This is a genomic window from Youngimonas ophiurae (nom. illeg.), assembly GCF_049803795.1.
Taxonomy (GTDB): Bacteria; Pseudomonadota; Alphaproteobacteria; order Rhodobacterales; family Rhodobacteraceae; genus Thalassobius.
This window is the reverse complement of sequence record NZ_JBNAGJ010000014.1, coordinates 1-16,675: the sequence shown is the minus strand read 5'-3', so window position 1 is coordinate 16,675 and position 16,675 is coordinate 1. Positions and strand designations below refer to the sequence as shown.

15 protein-coding genes are annotated in these 16,675 nt (G+C 63.3%); 8 read left to right on the top strand and 7 right to left on the bottom strand.

Annotated elements, in window-relative coordinates; genetic code table 11:
• Positions 1–125: 125 nt before the first annotated feature.
• Positions 126–1,019: an O-fucosyltransferase family protein gene (locus ACP15O_RS18345; RefSeq protein WP_425097468.1), complete on the bottom strand. Its 894-nt coding sequence runs from the start codon at positions 1,017–1,019 to the stop codon at positions 126–128.
• 31 nt (positions 1,020–1,050) lie between these two features.
• A complete protein-coding gene (locus ACP15O_RS18340; protein WP_425097467.1) occupies positions 1,051–2,661 on the bottom strand; it encodes a coiled-coil domain-containing protein in 1,611 nt (536 codons plus the stop codon).
• Between the two features lie 469 nt (positions 2,662–3,130).
• On the opposite strand from ACP15O_RS18340, the gene ilvD reads away from it, so the two are divergent.
• Entirely contained in the window at positions 3,131–4,975 is a 1,845-nt protein-coding gene (ilvD, locus tag ACP15O_RS18335; protein ID WP_425097466.1) for a dihydroxy-acid dehydratase, read from the top strand.
• A 60-nt stretch (positions 4,976–5,035) separates the two neighbouring features.
• On the opposite strand, the gene ACP15O_RS18330 is transcribed toward ilvD, so the two are convergent.
• Genes ACP15O_RS18330 through ACP15O_RS18315 form a run of 4 tightly spaced genes read right to left on the bottom strand, consistent with a single transcriptional unit; the run spans position 5,036 to position 8,380 of the window.
• Complete coding sequence (locus tag ACP15O_RS18330) at positions 5,036–5,458, bottom strand: hypothetical protein (protein ID WP_425097465.1); 423 nt, start codon at positions 5,456–5,458, stop codon at positions 5,036–5,038.
• Between the two features lie 60 nt (positions 5,459–5,518).
• Positions 5,519–6,478, bottom strand: a complete 960-nt coding sequence (locus ACP15O_RS18325) for an NAD(P)H-dependent glycerol-3-phosphate dehydrogenase (protein WP_425097464.1) — start codon at positions 6,476–6,478, stop codon at positions 5,519–5,521.
• Positions 6,475–7,137, bottom strand: coding sequence for an ABC transporter ATP-binding protein (locus ACP15O_RS18320; protein ID WP_425097463.1), 663 nt, complete (start codon positions 7,135–7,137; stop codon positions 6,475–6,477). Before ACP15O_RS18320 ends, ACP15O_RS18325 begins: the two co-directional genes overlap by 4 nt.
• A gap of 7 nt (positions 7,138–7,144) precedes the next feature.
• A complete protein-coding gene (locus ACP15O_RS18315; RefSeq protein WP_425097462.1) occupies positions 7,145–8,380 on the bottom strand; it encodes a KpsE/RkpR family capsule polysaccharide export protein in 1,236 nt (411 codons plus the stop codon).
• 89 nt (positions 8,381–8,469) lie between these two features.
• On the opposite strand from ACP15O_RS18315, the gene ACP15O_RS18310 reads away from it, so the two are divergent.
• Complete coding sequence (locus ACP15O_RS18310; RefSeq protein ID WP_425097461.1) at positions 8,470–9,285, top strand: ABC transporter permease; 816 nt, start codon at positions 8,470–8,472, stop codon at positions 9,283–9,285.
• Here the strand turns inward: ACP15O_RS18310 and ACP15O_RS18305 are convergent, their stop codons facing one another.
• Entirely contained in the window at positions 9,286–10,293 is a 1,008-nt protein-coding gene (locus tag ACP15O_RS18305; protein WP_425097460.1) for a glycosyltransferase family 2 protein, read from the bottom strand.
• 128 nt (positions 10,294–10,421) lie between these two features.
• Between ACP15O_RS18305 and ACP15O_RS18300 the strand changes: the two genes are divergently transcribed.
• From ACP15O_RS18300 to galU, 6 genes are all read left to right on the top strand, one after another.
• Positions 10,422–11,393 (top strand): KpsF/GutQ family sugar-phosphate isomerase, encoded by a 972-nt coding sequence (locus ACP15O_RS18300; protein WP_425097459.1) that lies wholly within the window; start codon positions 10,422–10,424, stop codon positions 11,391–11,393.
• A 10-nt stretch (positions 11,394–11,403) separates the two neighbouring features.
• The gene (locus ACP15O_RS18295) at positions 11,404–12,195 is read left to right on the top strand and encodes a 3-deoxy-manno-octulosonate cytidylyltransferase (RefSeq protein WP_425097458.1); all 792 of its coding nucleotides are present in this window, start codon (positions 11,404–11,406) and stop codon (positions 12,193–12,195) included.
• On the top strand, positions 12,195–13,031 hold the full coding sequence (gene kdsA / locus ACP15O_RS18290) for a 3-deoxy-8-phosphooctulonate synthase (RefSeq protein ID WP_425097457.1): 837 nt from the start codon (positions 12,195–12,197) through the stop codon (positions 13,029–13,031). Before ACP15O_RS18295 ends, kdsA begins: the two co-directional genes overlap by 1 nt.
• Before the next feature lie 15 nt (positions 13,032–13,046).
• Entirely contained in the window at positions 13,047–13,925 is an 879-nt protein-coding gene (locus ACP15O_RS18285) for an aldose 1-epimerase family protein (protein ID WP_425097456.1), read from the top strand.
• A gap of 105 nt (positions 13,926–14,030) precedes the next feature.
• Positions 14,031–15,680: a glucose-6-phosphate isomerase gene (pgi, locus tag ACP15O_RS18280; RefSeq protein ID WP_425097455.1), complete on the top strand. Its 1,650-nt coding sequence runs from the start codon at positions 14,031–14,033 to the stop codon at positions 15,678–15,680.
• A gap of 125 nt (positions 15,681–15,805) precedes the next feature.
• Positions 15,806–16,675 (top strand): UTP--glucose-1-phosphate uridylyltransferase GalU (gene galU, locus ACP15O_RS18275; protein ID WP_425095471.1); only part of this gene is annotated, 870 nt, incomplete at its 3' end.

Below are 16,675 nucleotides of genomic sequence, written 5' to 3'. Positions count from 1 at the left end.
CGCCTATTTTCCTCAAGCCTTTCTGCAGCACAGCATCGCAGTCGTGAACGGATCGCACCTTCTTCGGGCGCTTCATTGCCGATCTGCCTAGCGAATACCCCCGCGGGCCTGGATCTGAACTCAGATCAGAACTCATGGCCGCTGCGCTCGAACCGCCGTCCGGGGCGGGCCAGGCGTTGGGCGACATCGGAAAACGAGCTCCAGGTGCTGCCCAGAAACAGCGGCGCGGCGGTCAGCAGCAACAGATCGGCAAACGCGTATTGAATCTGCCGGGCCGAGCGATCGAACCGATCCCGTTTCAGGAACCGCAGCCGCGCGCCATAGCGCTCGGTCAGCAGGGCATAGGTCTGCTCCAGGTCGGTGGCCACGAAAATGCTGTCGGCCTGACCGGCCTCAACCAGTTGATCCAGCCGCGCGATAAAATGCGACACATGGCTTTTGGCGCGCCATTCGGTCAGTTCCTGGTGCCGGTTTTCAGGCCAGTTTTGCGGGGATTCAAAGCTCAGGTGATCATAGTCCTGCCCGGTGGCCATACGGATATGCACCGCCACCGAGGACGGGTGCGGGACCTGATCCACCAGATCCAGAACCGGCAGGGACGGCACAAGCCTGCGCAGGAAATACTGCTCATCCGCGTCGGTTCTGTGCGGACTGTTGAGCGTATAGGCCGAACGCACATAGACATCCGCGCCGGGCCAGTCGTCCCCCTCGGTCAGGATCGGTTCCTGGAACCGGGATCCCGGCTCGATCTCAAGGTAATTATAGACCCGCGCGCTGCGCGCCTGAAGGCGCCAGGCCGTGTCGCGCTCCTCGATGACCATGCCGGGATAGCGCAACACATCCCCGATCCGCGCCTCGCAATGGTGATCGGGCACCCAGATCACAACCAGCTGCCGCCCTGTGCGCGCGGCAATCGCGGCCCCTGACACCAGCGCCCGCAGCCGGTTGCACAGCCCATGCTGCACATCGACGAACAAACGGGGCCGGTCTGGCGCAGGCCCACCGGCAAAAGGGTCCATGGCTGGGTGCATCTGCAAAAGGCCGCCCCGATCAGGGTTTATTCTTGCTCAATTTCGAACGAGCCGAACGCATCGGAGCCGTGACGCGCCAGGATTTCGAGCCGTAAATCTTGTCCAGTTCCGCCGTCAGATGGGCGATATAGGCTTCACGCTCCTGCAGAACGGCCTGGGTTTCGGCGCTCTGACGGCCATGTTCGGCCTCCGAGGCTTCGCGGGCCTGTTTTTGCTGTTCCAGCGCCTGTTCGGTTGCGTCCAGCATGGTTTTGGTCTGGCTCAACTTGCCCCAGGTCTGATCCAGCTGCCCCTGCAGGTCACGCATCCGCAAGCTATCGTCCAGCAGCACCGCCCCCAGCGCCGAGGCGCTCAGCAGGCGATCTTGCTCGGCTCGTTCCGCTTGCCGGGACAGGGCCTCGTTCGACGATTGCACCATCTGCATTTCCAGCAACCTGTCTTCGGCGCGGCGGAAATCTTCCTGAGACACAGCCACTTCCTGGCGCTGGCCATCCAGGCTCTCGCGCAGAAGATCCCGCTCGACCGTCACATCCGAAAGGGCAACCAGCTGCGCCTCCATATCCTGAATCTGCCGCCCCTGGCTCATGACGCGTTCGTTTAGCGTGTTTTTCTGAGCCTCTGCCTGCGCCAGGCTTGCCTGCAGCAGGTCTCGCTCTTTTGCCACGGCCGCAAGCTGCTCCTCGCTCGGCCCCTTGCGAGAGAGCTGGTCCTCGCGTTCGGACAGCTGCATTTCCAGTGTCCCGCTCTGCGCCTCAAGATCTGCCAGGCTGATGCGCAGCAGTTTGCGTTCGTTTTCCAGGCTCATCACCCGCGCCTCAAGCGCCTCGCGCACGGGCCGCTCTTTCTCGGCGCGGGCCAGGTCGTCCTGATTCATCTGGCTGCGCAGGTCCGACAGCGTTTTCGTCAGCAGATCGCGCTCTGACCGCAGGCTGGTCAATTGCTGTTCCAAAGAGGCCGTGCGTTCCGCCTGGAGCTTGGCGTCGCCCTCCAGCATGCCCTGCACGCGGGCGGACATGTCTCTCAGGCTTTCCTGCAACAGATCGCGCTCGGCGGTCAGACGCTGAAGCTGCCCGCCCATTCCGTCCAGCTCGGCCCTGGTCTGCTTGGTCAGGGCGGCGTTGTCCTGCGCGGCGCGGGTCTCTTGGGCCGTCAGCTGCTCTTGCATTTCCTTCAGGCCCTGACGCAGGATGGCGCTTTCTTGCGCGGCCGTGCCCAGCTGCTTGTTCAGATCGGCCACCGCCTGATCCTGGGCCAGGCTGCGCTGCACGGCCTGAGCCACCAATGCCGGCCCGATTTCCATTCCGGGACCGGCCAGCAGCCCTTCGATCTGGTGCCGCGCGGGCGCGTCGCTGCCTTGCAGGAACACCCCGGCCAGCACTTGCAGGCAGGCATCGGGCGCGCCCTCTTCGGGCATTCCCTCAATCGTGTCGGGCACAGGTTGCGCGACCATTTCGGCCAGCATGTCCAGGCTGGCGCGGTCTCCTGCCAACAGGGAATCCCAGGTCATCAGCCGCACATGGCGCCGGTCCTTGCGGCACGCCGCCAGCAACACATCGGTCCGCGCGGTCCAATCCGCCAGCGCCTGCGCCGGCAAGACACCGCCCGCCATCCGCCGGGCCAGTTCACGCATAGGGGTTTCAACGAGCACCAAGACACGCCCCGTCTCTCGCGCTGCCAAAGCAGTCGGCACATCGGGATGCAACACGCACTCTGTCTTGTCCAACACCTGCGTCAAAAAAGCCGCGACCTGATCACGATCGGCGGCGACAAGAGGCTGCAAGACAAGATGCAATTGCGCTTTTTCGGCAGTCGTCACAAATCCACCCTTTCCCAAAAATCTTCAAGGACCCAATGTTTTAATACGTTCGAAATCTCGGTGTTTCAATTCCATACCTCTTTCGGATAATCCAGTGCTCTTGCCGTGTAGACCGCAAGTTTCTGAGCCTGCCGTGCAAAAAATTCGAAAGGCGCTGTTCAAATGCCCCAAGAAGGCGTTTTTCATCGCCAATGACGCTTCGCCATTGTCCCTCCGACGGCATCTGGGCTATGCCTAACGCCTGAAACGGCGCCGCGCCGCCAGCAGCTTGAAGGAAGAGAAAATGCCGCATTACCGTTCCCGGCGTTCCACCCATGGCCGTAACATGGCAGGGGCCCGCGGCCTTTGGCGCGCCACCGGCATGACTGACAGCGATTTCGGCAAGCCGATCATCGCGGTGGTGAATTCATTCACGCAGTTTGTGCCCGGTCACGTCCACCTGAAAGACCTGGGCCAGATGGTCGCGCGCGAGATTGAAAACGCCGGCGGTGTCGCCAAGGAGTTCAACACCATCGCCGTGGATGATGGCATCGCCATGGGCCATGACGGGATGCTGTATTCGCTGCCCTCGCGCGAGGTGATCGCCGATAGCGTGGAATATATGGTCAACGCGCATTGCGCCGATGCGATGGTCTGTATCTCCAACTGCGATAAGATCACGCCGGGCATGATGATGGCCGCCATGCGCCTGAACATTCCGGTGATCTTCGTGTCGGGCGGGCCGATGGAGGCCGGCAAGATCGACATCGCTGATCTGGAGATGACCAAGATCGACCTGGTGGATGCCATGGTGGCCGCAGCCGACGATAAATTCACCGACGAACAGGTCCAGCATATCGAGGAAAACGCCTGCCCCACCTGTGGGTCCTGCTCGGGCATGTTCACCGCCAATTCCATGAACTGCCTGGCCGAGGCGCTGGGGCTGGCGCTGCCGGGCAATGGCTCGACCCTGGCCACCCACGCGGATCGCAAGAACCTGTTCCTTGAGGCCGGGCGCCGCATCGTGGACATCACCAAGCGCCATTATGAGGGCGAGGAAAAAGGCCTGCTCCCGCGCGAGATCGCCACCTTTGCAGCCTTTGAAAACGCCATGTCGCTGGACATCGCCATGGGCGGGTCCACCAACACCGTGCTGCACCTTCTGGCCATCGCCTATGAGGGCAAGGTCAACTTCACCATGACCGACATGGACCGCCTGTCGCGTCAGGTGCCCTGCCTGTGCAAGGTCGCGCCCAACATCCACAACGTCCATATGGAGGACGTGCACCGCGCTGGCGGCATCTTCTCGATCCTTGGGGAGCTCAGCCGCGCCGGCCTGCTGAACGATGAGGTCAGCACCGTCCATTCCAGCACCATGGGCGAGGCCATCGCCAAATGGGACATCAAGGTCGCCAATAACCCCGAGGCCGAGCAACTGTTCAAGGCCGCCCCCGGCGGCGTGCGCACCACGCAGGCGTTTTCGACCCAGAACCGCTATAAGGAACTGGATACCGACCGTGAAGGCGGCGTGATCCGCGCCAAGGAACACGCCTTCAGCCAGGATGGCGGTCTGGCCGTGCTGTTCGGCAATATCGCGCTGGACGGGTGTATCGTGAAAACCGCCGGGGTGGATGCCTCGATCCTGAAGTTTTCCGGCCCTGCCAAGGTGTTCGAATCCCAGGACGATGCGGTCAGCGGCATCCTGACCGGCAAAGTGACCGAGGGCGAGGTGGTGATCATCCGCTATGAGGGCCCGCAGGGCGGTCCGGGGATGCAGGAAATGCTGTATCCGACGTCTTATCTGAAATCCAAGGGCCTGGGCAAATCCTGCGCGCTGCTGACAGATGGGCGGTTCTCGGGGGGCACCTCGGGCCTGTCGATCGGCCATGCTTCGCCCGAGGCCGCCGAGGGCGGGGCGATCGCGCTGGTGGAAACCGGGGATATGATCGAGATTGACATCCCGAACCGCAGCATCAACCTGGCCGTGGATGACGCCACGCTAGAGGCCCGCCGCGCCGCCAAGGGCCCCCTGCCCTGGGGCCCGGCCGCCCCGCGTCCGCGCGCGGTATCGAAGGCACTGAAGGCCTATGCCGCCTTTGCATCCTCGGCCGCCAAAGGCGCCGTACGCATCCTGCCCGGCGAGGAATAAGCCAAAGCAAACCCCGGCCTCTTGGTCGGGGTTTAGCCTATATAGGGTCGAAATCAGAGCCTATTGAGGATATTTCCGCCGCGCCTTGGCCACGCCCAGTTTCTGCCCGCCAAAGCCTTTCTTTGTCTTGGCAGTGGCAGTCCATTCATAGGTATGCGCCCCGTTGGGCGGGCAGGGGCTTTGATATTTGAAAGCCCCGCGCGGGATTTTCCCATCCTTGGAAATCGCGACCACGCCGCCGCCATGATTGTACCCCGGCACATCCAGATCGACCAAGCGGAACTGAATGAACTTGGTGCCCGCTGGCAGGTCTTTGACGGTAAAGACCGGATTGGCCACCGTGTTGGGCCGCCCGCTGGTACACAGTTTCAGCCCGGACCAGTCAAAGCCAATGCGGAACTCACCCGCCTGTGCGGCCCCGGCGCTCAGCCCCAGACATGGCCCCAGATACAGCGCGGCAATCACGGCAAATGCTCTGATCATGAAAAATCTCCTGAAAACACGTCAGGATCAGCTTAGCCACGGTCCTGATCAAATCAAGGTTTACCGTTCCGATTTCAGCGGGCGTTGCAGCAGCGCGTCCATGGCCTGAGCCAGCGACACCTGCCCCTTTAGCAGGGCCGAAACCATGTGGATCACCGGCAGGTCCATATCCGCGCCCTGCTCGCTGACGGCATGGGCGGTCATCACGCCCTCGACGGTTTTGCCGCCTGTGTCCGCCTCGCCGCGGGCGACGCGGATGCCATGGCTGAAGTTGCGCGATTTTTCCGAGGAACAGGTCAGGATCAGATCGCCAAAGCCCGACAGGCCCAGCAAGGTTTCGGGATGAGCGCCCTGCGCGGCGGCCAGGCGGGTGATTTCCGCAAAGCCGCGCGTCATCAGCGCCGCGCGCGCGCTTTCGCCCAGATCCGCGCCGATCACCATCCCCGCGGCCAGAGCGATCACGTTTTTCAGCGCGCCTCCCAGCTGCGCCCCCACCGGATCATCGCTGAGATAGAGCCGAAATGCGGGCGTGGACAGCTGTTCCTGCAACGCCGCGCCATCCGGCAAATCGGTGGCCAGCGTTAGCGCCGTGGGTTTGCCCCGCGCGATGTCATCGGCAAAGCTGGGCCCGGTCAGCACGGCGGTGCGCACGCCGGGCAGCACATCCGCGATGATCTGCGTGGGCAGCAGGCCGGTGCCGCGCTCAACGCCTTTGCAACAGGCCACCAGAACCGCAGCGCCCAGCCCCGCGCCATGATCGGTCAGAAACCCGCGCAGCGCCTGAGTGGGGATCGACAACAGGATCACCTCGCAGCCCGCCACGGCACCCAGATCGGGCGTGACCAGGATCTCGGACGGCAGCGGCACGACAGGCAAGGCGGGCGCTGTCCGTGTGGCATGCATGGCGGCCATCGCCGCGGGATCACGCCCCCACAGCACCACCGGCGCACCGCGCACGGCCTGCGCCAGGGCCAATGCGGTCCCGAAGGCCCCCGCGCCGATCACCCCCACGCGGGTCATTTCGCGCGTCTCATGTTTGCCTGGTGGACGGCGATCGCCTCTTCCAGGTCGTCGAAATACTGGATGCTTCCTTTGTCCAGAACGATCCCCGCATCGCAGAAATCACGCAGCTGGCCCATATCGTGATTGACCAGAACCGCGCTGGACTCGCGCATGCGCTCGATAAAGACCGCGCGGCTTTTGCGTTTGAAGGCCGCGTCGCCCACGGCCGTGACCTCGTCCACCAGATAGGTGTCAAACCGGATTCCCATCGAGGTGCCAAAGGCCAGGCGCGATTTCATCCCCGAGGAATAGCTGCGCAGGGGCATGTGAAAATGCGGGCCCAACCCGGCGAAGTCGCGCACGAACTCGATCAGCTCTTCGGTGTCCACGCCATAGATGCGGGCAATGAAACGCACGTTCTGCGCGCCGGTCAATTCGCGGTGAAACGAGCCGCCAAACCCGACCGGCCAGGAGATCGACCCGTCCGAGACCACCCGCCCGCTATCGGGGGGCATGGTGCCGGCGATGATCTCCAGCAAGGTGGATTTCCCCGCCCCGTTGCGCCCCAGCAAAGCCAGCGATTTGCCCGTGGGCAGGGTCAGATCCAGATTGTCGATCACCACCTTGCGCTGGCCGCGCACCATGAAGCTCTTGGTCAGGTTCTCAAACCGGATCATGGCGGCCTCAGCTACGGTCGCGAATGCTGTAGTAGATCAGCGCCAGGATCGACCAGAACAAGGTCAGGAACAGCAAGGCCAGCCCCGACAGCACGAAACGGCGCGGAAACTCCGAGGTTTCGGGCAGGGTCGGGCGCACATAGGTGGCCAGATACCGGCTTTGCCGATCGGCCTTGGCGCGGGCCAGTTCCAGCGCGGACAGGGCGGCGCGATAGCTTTCCTCGGCATATTGGCGGTCCACGGTCAGCGCCTCGAATTCGGCGATCAGCTTGGGATAATCCTCGCCCACGGCGCCGGTATCTGTGTTTTCGCTGACAAAGGTTTCGCGTTCGATGCGGATACGATCCTGAATCACCTCGATCCGCCGTTTGGCCTGCGCCAGACGCGGGTCATTCCCCGAGGTGGTCTGCAACAGAAGATCATGTTCGATCAGGGCCTCGGCCAGTTGCTGCTGAAGGTTGTTCATCACCCCCATCCGGCCCTGCAAATCGGCCTCGGGGTCCACGATCTGGGTGCGCGAGCGGAATTGCGTCAGCGCCTCGCGGGCGGTTTTCAGCCGGTCCAGGGCCTCTTGCAGATCCTGCTGAGCATAGCGCAGCGCATCCCCTCGGGCCTGATCGTTCAGCTCGTTGATCATTTCCTGGCTCTGCGCCACGATTTCCGACGCAATCTTCTGGGCCATGTCGCCCGAATAGGCCAGCACCCGAACCTCAATCAGCCCTGTGCCCTGGTCATACGACAGCCGCACGATGCGCTGCCAATAGCCCAGCAGATCCTCGGCGCTCGAGCCCGGCTGCAGCGCGAAAACCGGATCGGTGTCCCAGTGCGCTTCGTAATGGCTGCGCAGATCCAGGGCTGCATTCACGTTCTTGACGATTTCCAGGCTCTGGATGAATTCATACAGGATATCACTATCCCCCGAGGTACTGCCCCCGGCAAATTGCGTCAGCCCCCCCAGCAGATCCGAGGCCGCATTGCCCTCGTCCTGGCGCACGGTAAAGCCGGTGGTCGAACTGTACTGATCTTCGGCGATCAGCCACAGGTAGGACACGGTCACCACAAAGGGCAGCAGCACCATCAGCGCAAAGCTCAGAATCAGCCGGCCGTGCCGTTTGCGCATCTTGGCGGGGCCGGCCATCGGCTTGATACGCACGACGGTTTGCTGTCCACCGCCCTTGTTTGCCCCCTGCCCTGCCTGATCAGGAGCCGGGGTGGCGGCCGGGGTCTGGGAATTATCGCTCATGAAAAAGATGCTCCTACCGGAAGCGTTTTGAATACCTTAATGTCTGTCTACATAAACCCAAATGCATTGACCAGTATAGGAAACCTGCCATGGCATCGCTGCCTTCGTCCCCTCAGACACCAAGCCCGCCTGGCCAGCACCGCAGCTTTGCCCCCTTCCGGGCCATCGCTGCCTTGATATTACGCGAAATGTCCACGCGCTATGGGCGGACACCGGGCGGGTACCTCTGGGCGATCCTGGAACCGCTGGGAGGCATCCTGATTCTGGGGGCCGGTTTTTCCCTGATCATCCGCTCGCCCCCGCTGGGCAACAGCTTTCTGCTGTTCTATGCAACCGGCTTTCTGCCGTTCAACATGTATGTCTCGCTGGGGAACCAGGTCGCCAAGGCGATCAACTTCTCCAAGCCGCTGCTGGCCTATCCCGCCATCAGTTGGATTGATGCCGTCCTGGCCCGGTTCCTGCTGAATGCGCTGACCAATACGCTGGTCACCTATCTGCTTCTGAGCGGGCTGATCCTGGTCACCGATACGCGCACCGTGGTGGAGATCATGCCGATCGTCGGATCCATGGCTCTGACCATGTTGCTGGGGCTGGCGATCGGGACGCTCAATTGCGCGCTGATCGGGCTGTTTCCCACCTGGGAGATGATCTGGTCCATTGCCACCCGGCCGCTGTTTCTGGCGTCTTGCGTGTTCTTTGTCTTCGATGGTCTGCCCCCGGGGGCCCAGACCTATCTGTGGTGGAACCCGCTGGTGCATGTGGTTGGCATGATGCGGCAAGGGTTCTACCCGATGTACAACGCGCAATATGTGTCGCCCGAATACGTTCTGGGGGTCAGCATGGCCCTGTTGCTGCTTGGGCTGCTGCTGATGCGGCGGCACCACCGGACGATCTTGCAGAAGTGATCAACGCGCCGTGTCAGCCCTTTGCGCGCGGGCCTGGATTTCGTCCAGCCCGCGCGTGGTATCCCCGCGCAGCCCGTCCAGCACCGCAAGGCCCAGCAAGGACAGGAACGCGCGGCGCTCGCCCCGATGCGCCCGCGCCTTGAGCAGCCATTTGGGCAAGATCACCATCAGCGCCGGCCAGAACAGCCAGCCCGCCGCCATTTTATACAGCAGCAGCAGGTTGCGGTGATAGAAATAGACCTTCCACAGGGGCACGAACCGGCCGCGCTGCGTATGGGTGCCAAAGGTGGAACAGTCATGTTCGAACCGCACCGAGGGTTCAAAGCCAATCGCGCCGCCTGCCTTGCGCAGACCCAGCGTATAAAGCCCGTCATCGCCATACAGGAACAGCCCGCCATCGGGGTATCCGATCCGCTGCACCCCCGCCCGGCTGATGAAAAACCCCACGAACGAGGTCACATCAATCGCGCGCGCCGGCCCCTCATAGGCGCTGGGATCCAGGTGAAACCCGCTGCGCCCGCCGCCAAACATCGTGCGCAGAAACTCGCGCCCATGCCAGAACGGGTTGCGCGAGGGGCGGTTCATCTCGCAGATCTGCCCATCGGGGAAATAGACCGCGGCCGCGATCCCGTCCCACTGGATGGGCGCCAGATCGTGGAAGGCCGCAAAGGCATCCGGTTCCGGGCGCGCATCGTCATCCATCACCACCAGCCAGTCGGGATCGAACCGCTGCACCGCCAGTTTCATCCCGTTTTCAAAGCCGCCCGCCCCGCCGATATTGCCCGCGCTGGTTTGCACCACCAGCCGCGGATCGTCCTGCGCGGCCAGCCAATCGCCCGTGCCATCGGTGCTGACATTATCCACCACCACCACGGCCTGTAGCAGGGGGCGGGGCTGCGCCAGCAGGCGCGCCAGCGTCGCCTTCAGCTTATCCAGACGGTTATGGGTGACCACCACGGCCACCAGGCGGCCTGCGTTTCCCCATTCACTCTGCTCTGCGTTGCTCATCTGGCCAAACCCCGTCTTTGACGGCCCTCATACGAGGTTTGCCCCCCTCGTTTCAACGGCGTTTTCCCGCGCAGGGCGGCGCGGGATATCTGTTGAACGGTGCGCTGTCCTGTGACACATGCAAAGCCATGGACAATCATCGCCTTTCTGACGAAACGATCGAGGCCACAGCCGCCCGCGTTCTGACCACCGAATCCGAGGCCCTGGCCCTACTGGCCAGCCACCTGCCCGCCGATTTCGCCGCTGTGATCCGCCTGATCCTGGGCACCAGCGGCCGCGTGATCGTCGCCGGCATCGGCAAATCGGGGCATGTGGGGCGCAAGATCTCGGCCACTTTTGCCTCGACCGGGACGCCCTCGTTTTTCGTGCATGCCTCCGAGGCCAGCCACGGCGATCTGGGCATGATCACGCCTGATGACATCTGCATCCTGATTTCGAACAGTGGCGAAACCCAGGAACTGGGCGACATCCTGGCCCATACCCGCCGATTTTCCATTCCGCTGGTGGCCATTTCCTCGCGCGCGGGCAGCACCCTGATGCAGGCGGCCGATTACCAGCTGCTGCTGCCCCCCGCCCCCGAGGCCTGCCCGATGGGCATGGCCCCCACCACATCCACCACGCTGGCGCTGGCGCTTGGCGATGCGCTGGCCGTGGCCCTGATGGAGCAGCGCAATTTCCAGCCCGATCAGTTCCGCACCTTCCATCCGGGCGGCAAGCTGGGCGCGCAGCTGTCCACCGTGGCGCAATTGATGCACGGGGCCGATGCCCTGCCGCTGGTTGAGGCCAATACCCCCATGCCAGAGGCGCTGATCGAGATGACCTCCAAGGGGTTTGGCACCGTCGGCGTGCTGGAGGGCGGCGCGCTGGTCGGGATCGTCTCGGATGGGGATTTGCGGCGCAACATGGCGCATCTGATGGACAGCACCGCTGGCGATGTGGCCACGATGCACCCCGTCACCGTGGCCCCCAGCCTGCTGGCCGCGCAGGCTTTGGCGCTGATGAATGAACGCAAGATCACCACGCTCTTTGTGGTCGATGACACCAACGCCCCCGTGGGCATCCTGCATCTGCATGACCTGCTGCGCGCGGGCGTTGTCTGAAAGGTTCCTGATGAAAACCGTGATCCTGATCCCTGCCCGCTATGCCTCGACCCGTTATCCGGGCAAACCGCTGGCCGAGCTGACCCTGCCCTCGGGCGAGAAGAAATCCCTGATCCGCCTCAGCTGGGAGGCCGCGCAACGCGTCCAAGGCGTGGCCGAGGTGCATGTGGTTACCGATGATGACCGTATTCGCGACCATGCGCAGGGCTTTGGCGCCAGCGTGATCATGACCTCGCCCGAGGCCGAAAACGGCACCGCCCGCTGCGCCGAGGCGCTGGCTGCGGGCGAGGTAGAGGCCGATCTGATCGTCAATCTACAAGGCGACGCGCCCCTGACGCCCGAATGGTTCATCGAGGACCTGATCGCCGCCATGGAACGCGATCCGGCCGCTCAGGTGGCCACGCCCGTACTGCAATGCGACGCGCTGACCTATGGCCATTTCATCGAGGACCGCCAGGCTGGCCGCGTGGGCGGCACCACGGCTGTGTTCAACCGCGCCGGGCACGGGCTGTATTTCTCTAAGGAAGTCATCCCCTATATCGACCCCGATAAAGTGCCCGCCGATGACATCCCCGTCTATCACCACGTGGGCGTCTATGCCTATCGCCCCGACGCCCTGCGCGCCTATACCGGCTGGCCCGAAGGCGCGCTGGAAAAACGCGAGGGGCTGGAACAGCTGCGGTTCCTGGAAAACGGCCACACCGTGGCCTGCGTGCAGGTCGAAGGGCGCGGCCGGGTCTTCTGGGAGCTGAACAACCCCGAGGATGTCGCCCGTATCAACTCGGTTCTGAAGGATCAATAATGGCCATATTAGAGACGAAAACAGTCACTGTCGGCGACATTCCCTTTGGCGGCAGCAATCCCATCGCCCTGATCACCGGCCCCTGCCAGATGGAGGGGCGCGACCACGCCCTGATGATGGCCGAAAAGATCGCCAAGGCCTGCGCGGCCAGCAATACGCGCTTTGTCTATAAATCCAGCTATGACAAGGCGAACCGCTCCTCGATCGGCTCGTCGCGCGGCATCGGCATGGAGGAAGGCCTGCGCATCCTGCAAGAGGTGCGCGACACCTTCGGCTGCCCGGTTATCACCGATGTGCACGAAACCAGCCATTGCGCCCCCGTGGCGCAGGTGGTGGACATCCTGCAAATCCCCGCCTTCCTGTGTCGCCAGACCGATCTGCTGGTCGCTGCCGGCCAGACCGGCAAGCCGATCAACGTCAAGAAGGGCCAGTTCCTGGCACCTTGGGAAATGGGCAATGTCGCCGAAAAAATCGCCAGCACCGGCAATACCCAGATCATGCTGTGCGAGCGCGGCACCTCGTTCGGGTATAACACGCTGGTCAATGATTTCCGCGGCCTGCCCACCATGGCCGAAACCGGCTATCCGGTGATTTTCGACGCCACGCACTCGGTGCAGCAGCCCGGCGGGCGCGGCAACAGTTCGGGGGGCGAGCGTAAATTCGTCGCCGCCCTGGCCCGCGCCGCCTGTGCGGTTGGCGTGTCGGGCCTGTTTATAGAAACCCACCAGGATCCGGATATGGCGCCTTGTGACGGGCCGAACATGATCCAGGTGGATCAGATGGCCGATTTGATAAAAATGTTGCGCGATTTCGATAGCCTGGCCAAAAGCCTCTGATCCGGGAATGCCCCTATGACTGACGACCTGATCCAGATTTCGAACGGCCAGCTGTCGGTGACGGTCAGCGCTCTGGGGGCCGAAATGCAAAGCCTGCAAGACGCAGCCGGCCGCGATTACCTGTGGGATGGGGATGCGCAATACTGGACGGGGCGCGCGCCGATCCTGTTTCCCATCGTCGGCCGCGCGCCAGAGGACCGCATCCGCGTCGGCGATCACAGCGCCGACATGGGCCAGCACGGATTCGCCCGGCGCAGCCGTTTCACCCTGATCCACGCCGATCAGACCGCCTGCACTCATGTTCTGACGCCGGATGAGGCCATCCGCGCCGCCTACCCCCGCGATTTCCGGCTAGAGCTGACCCACAGCCTGGACGGCACCGCCCTGTCCGTCACCGCCACCGTAACGAATACCGGCCCGGCCCCCCTGCCCTTTGGCCTGGGCTTTCATCCGGCGTTTCGCTGGCCTCTGCCCGGCGCGGCAGGCCAGCCCCACCGCGTGACCCTGGACGGAGCCGCAGCCCCTGAAATGGCCCGCCTCGCGGATGGTCTGCTGCCGCCCCAGCGGCATCCCTCGCCCTTTGAAAAGGGCCGTTTGACGCTGGATCAGAGCCTGTTTGACGCCGACGCCATGCTGTTTCCCAATGCTGGTATCCCCGGCCTGACCTATGGGCCCGATCAGGGTCCGCAGATGAAATTCACCTTTGAAAACCTGCCCGATCTGGCCCTGTGGAGCAAACCCGGCGCGCCGTTCCTGTGCATCGAGCCCTGGCACGGCACCGCCGCCCGCACCACCGATGGCCCCGCCATCGAGGACCGCCCCAACACGATCCTGCTGCCCTCTGGTCAGGCGCGGGCGTTCTCGTATCGGGTGACGCTTATCCCACCTGCCTGATCCGCACTCATTGCGCGGGAAATTTCGGCCCGCCTGCCCTGCCCCCTGTTGTTCCCCTGCCCCCCCTGAGATAGCTTGGCCTCAACCAACATGTTTAAAGATTTGATGATACATTGGGATAAATTGCGCCGCTTGCACGACAGGGCGGCCCCTTTGGATATTGCGGCGCTTTTCGCTGCGGATTCTGACCGCGCGGCGCGGTTCTCAAGCTCGTTTGACGGGATGCTGTTCGATTTCAGCAAGACCGCGATCGACACCGCCATTCTGGACGCCCTGCTGACGCTGGCCGAAACTGCCGGCCTGGCCGAAAAACGCGCCGCCATGTTCCATGGCGAAAAAATCAACGAAACCGAAGGGCGCGCCGTGCTGCATACGGCCCTGCGCGCGCCCGAAGGGACGCATATCCGGGTGGATGGCAGCGATGTGATGCCCGAAGTCCTGGCCACCCGCGCGCGCATGGCCGCCTTTGCCGCAGATGTCCGCGAGGGGCGGTTCACCGCGCCCGGCGGCGCCATTACCGATGTGGTTAATATCGGCATTGGCGGGTCAGACCTGGGGCCGGTGATGGGCACGCTGGCGCTGGCGCCTTATTGCGACGGGCCGCGGGTGCATTACGTGTCCAATGTGGATGGGGCGCATGTGCATGACGTGCTGGCGCCGCTTGATCCGCAGACCACGCTGGTGATCGTGGCCTCGAAAACCTTCACCACCGTTGAAACCATGACGAACGCCGATACCGCGCGGCGCTGGATGGCGGGTTCGGTGGATCAGCCCGCCGCGCAATTCGTGGCCCTGTCCACCAGCGCGGAAAAAACCGCTGAATTCGGCATCCCGCCCGAACGTGTCTTTGGCTTTGAGGATTGGGTCGGCGGGCGCTATTCCATGTGGGGGCCGATCGGGCTGGGCCTGATGCTGGCCATCGGGCCGGATGATTTTGACGCTTTCCTGGCCGGCGGCGCATCAATGGATGCGCATTTTCGCAGCGCGCCGCTGGCTGAAAACCTGCCCGTGCTGCTGGCGCTGGTGGGCATCTGGCACCACCAGATCTGCGGTTATCCCACCCGCGCCGTGCTGCCCTATGAACAGCGCCTGACCCGCCTGCCCGCCTATCTGCAACAGCTGGAAATGGAGAGCAACGGCAAGCGCGTCGCCATGGATGGCAGCGCCCTGCAAACGCCCTGCGGCCCCGTTGTCTGGGGCGAGCCGGGCACCAATGGCCAGCACGCCTTTTACCAGTTGATCCACCAGGGCACTTCCGTTGTGCCCTGCGAATTCCTGCTGGGCGCGCGCGGGCATGAACCCGATCTGGCCCATCACCACAGCCTGCTGGCGGCCAATTGCCTGGCCCAGTCCGAGGCGCTGATGCTGGGCCGCTCCTATGAGACTGCCCTGGCCGAGGCCCATGCCGCCGGGCTAAGCGGCCAAAGCGCCGAAACCCTGGCCCATCACCGGACATTTCCGGGCAACCGGCCCTCGACCACCTTGATTTACGATCTGCTGACGCCCTATCGGCTGGGCCAGATCGTGGCGCTTTATGAACACCGGGTCTTTGCCGAGGGCGTGATCCTGGGGCTCAATTCCTTCGATCAATGGGGGGTCGAGCTGGGCAAGGAACTGGCCACCGCCCTGCATCCGATTCTGCAAGGCCAGCCCGAGGCCGCCCAGAAGGCCGCGGGCAAGGACGGCTCGACCCGGCAATTGCTGGACTATATCCGCGACACGCAGGCCCGCACAAAGACCAGCACAAAAGAATGAGCATTTTCCGGCCAACGGACGCGAAAACCCCCGCTCTGGGCTGGATCGCGGCAAATCGGCGGTGGAATCCGGACCGCGAGTTCCGGTAGAATTCCACGTAAATTCATTTTCCAAAGGACTTGATGATGACACGTAAGGTTACGAAGGCGATTTTTCCTGTTGCCGGCCTGGGGACGCGTTTTTTGCCCGCGACGAAATCGGTGCCCAAAGAGATCATGACGCTGGTGGACCGCCCGCTGGTGCAATACGCGATCGACGAGGCCCGCGCCGCCGGGATCGAGGAATTCATCTTTGTCACTTCGCGCGGGAAATCGGCGCTTGAGGATTATTTCGATCAGCGCCCCTATCTGGAAGACGAGCTGCGCAAGAAGAACAAGACCAAGCTGCTGGAGGTTCTGGAAACCACCAATATGGAAAGCGGCGCGGTGGCCTATATCCGCCAGGCTCAGGCGCTGGGTCTGGGACATGCGGTGTGGTGCGCGCGCCGTCTGATCCATGACGAACCCTTCGCGGTGATCCTGCCCGATGACGTGATCGCGGCGGAAAAGCCCTGCCTGCAACAGATGGTCGAGGCCTATCAGGAAACCGGCGGCAGCATGGTCGCCGCGATGGAAGTCCCGCCCGAGAAAGTCTCGGCCTACGGGGTGCTGGACGTGAAGGAAGACATGGGCTCGGTCGTGTCGGTGAACGGCATGGTGGAAAAGCCCCCCGCCGGCACCGAGCCGTCCAACCTGGCGGTGATCGGCCGCTATATCCTGTCGCCCAACGTGCTGAAAACGCTGGATAAAAAGGAAACCGGCGCGGGCGGAGAAATCCAGCTGACCGACGCCATCGCCCGCGAGATCACCCAGGGCCGCGGCGTCTACGGGCTGCGTTTCAACGGCGAGCGTTTCGATTGCGGCTCCAAGGCGGGCTTCTTGCAGGCCACCATCGCCTTCGGCCTCTCACGCGACGACCTGCGCGATGAGCTCATGGACTACCTGCAGGCCGTGACC

Bases quoted from the DNA above. Each gene is read 5' to 3' on its own strand.
- ACP15O_RS18295 (WP_425097458.1), top strand. From the start codon at position 11,404: ATGAAAACCGTGATCCTGATCCCTGCCCGCTATGCCTCGACCCGTTAT.
- ACP15O_RS18315 (WP_425097462.1), bottom strand. From the start codon at position 8,380: ATGAGCGATAATTCCCAGACCCCGGCCGCCACCCCGGCTCCTGATCAG.
- ACP15O_RS18325 (WP_425097464.1), bottom strand. From the start codon at position 6,478: ATGACCCGCGTGGGGGTGATCGGCGCGGGGGCCTTCGGGACCGCATTG.
- ACP15O_RS18305 (WP_425097460.1), bottom strand. From the start codon at position 10,293: ATGAGCAACGCAGAGCAGAGTGAATGGGGAAACGCAGGCCGCCTGGTG.
- ilvD (WP_425097466.1), top strand. From the start codon at position 3,131: ATGCCGCATTACCGTTCCCGGCGTTCCACCCATGGCCGTAACATGGCA.
- pgi (WP_425097455.1), top strand. From the start codon at position 14,031: ATGATACATTGGGATAAATTGCGCCGCTTGCACGACAGGGCGGCCCCT.
- ACP15O_RS18285 (WP_425097456.1), top strand. From the start codon at position 13,047: ATGACTGACGACCTGATCCAGATTTCGAACGGCCAGCTGTCGGTGACG.
- ACP15O_RS18300 (WP_425097459.1), top strand. From the start codon at position 10,422: ATGGACAATCATCGCCTTTCTGACGAAACGATCGAGGCCACAGCCGCC.
- ACP15O_RS18320 (WP_425097463.1), bottom strand. From the start codon at position 7,137: ATGATCCGGTTTGAGAACCTGACCAAGAGCTTCATGGTGCGCGGCCAG.
- ACP15O_RS18330 (WP_425097465.1), bottom strand. From the start codon at position 5,458: ATGATCAGAGCATTTGCCGTGATTGCCGCGCTGTATCTGGGGCCATGT.
- ACP15O_RS18340 (WP_425097467.1), bottom strand. From the start codon at position 2,661: ATGCGTGAACTGGCCCGGCGGATGGCGGGCGGTGTCTTGCCGGCGCAG.
- ACP15O_RS18310 (WP_425097461.1), top strand. From the start codon at position 8,470: ATGGCATCGCTGCCTTCGTCCCCTCAGACACCAAGCCCGCCTGGCCAG.
- kdsA (WP_425097457.1), top strand. From the start codon at position 12,195: ATGGCCATATTAGAGACGAAAACAGTCACTGTCGGCGACATTCCCTTT.
- ACP15O_RS18345 (WP_425097468.1), bottom strand. From the start codon at position 1,019: ATGGACCCTTTTGCCGGTGGGCCTGCGCCAGACCGGCCCCGTTTGTTC.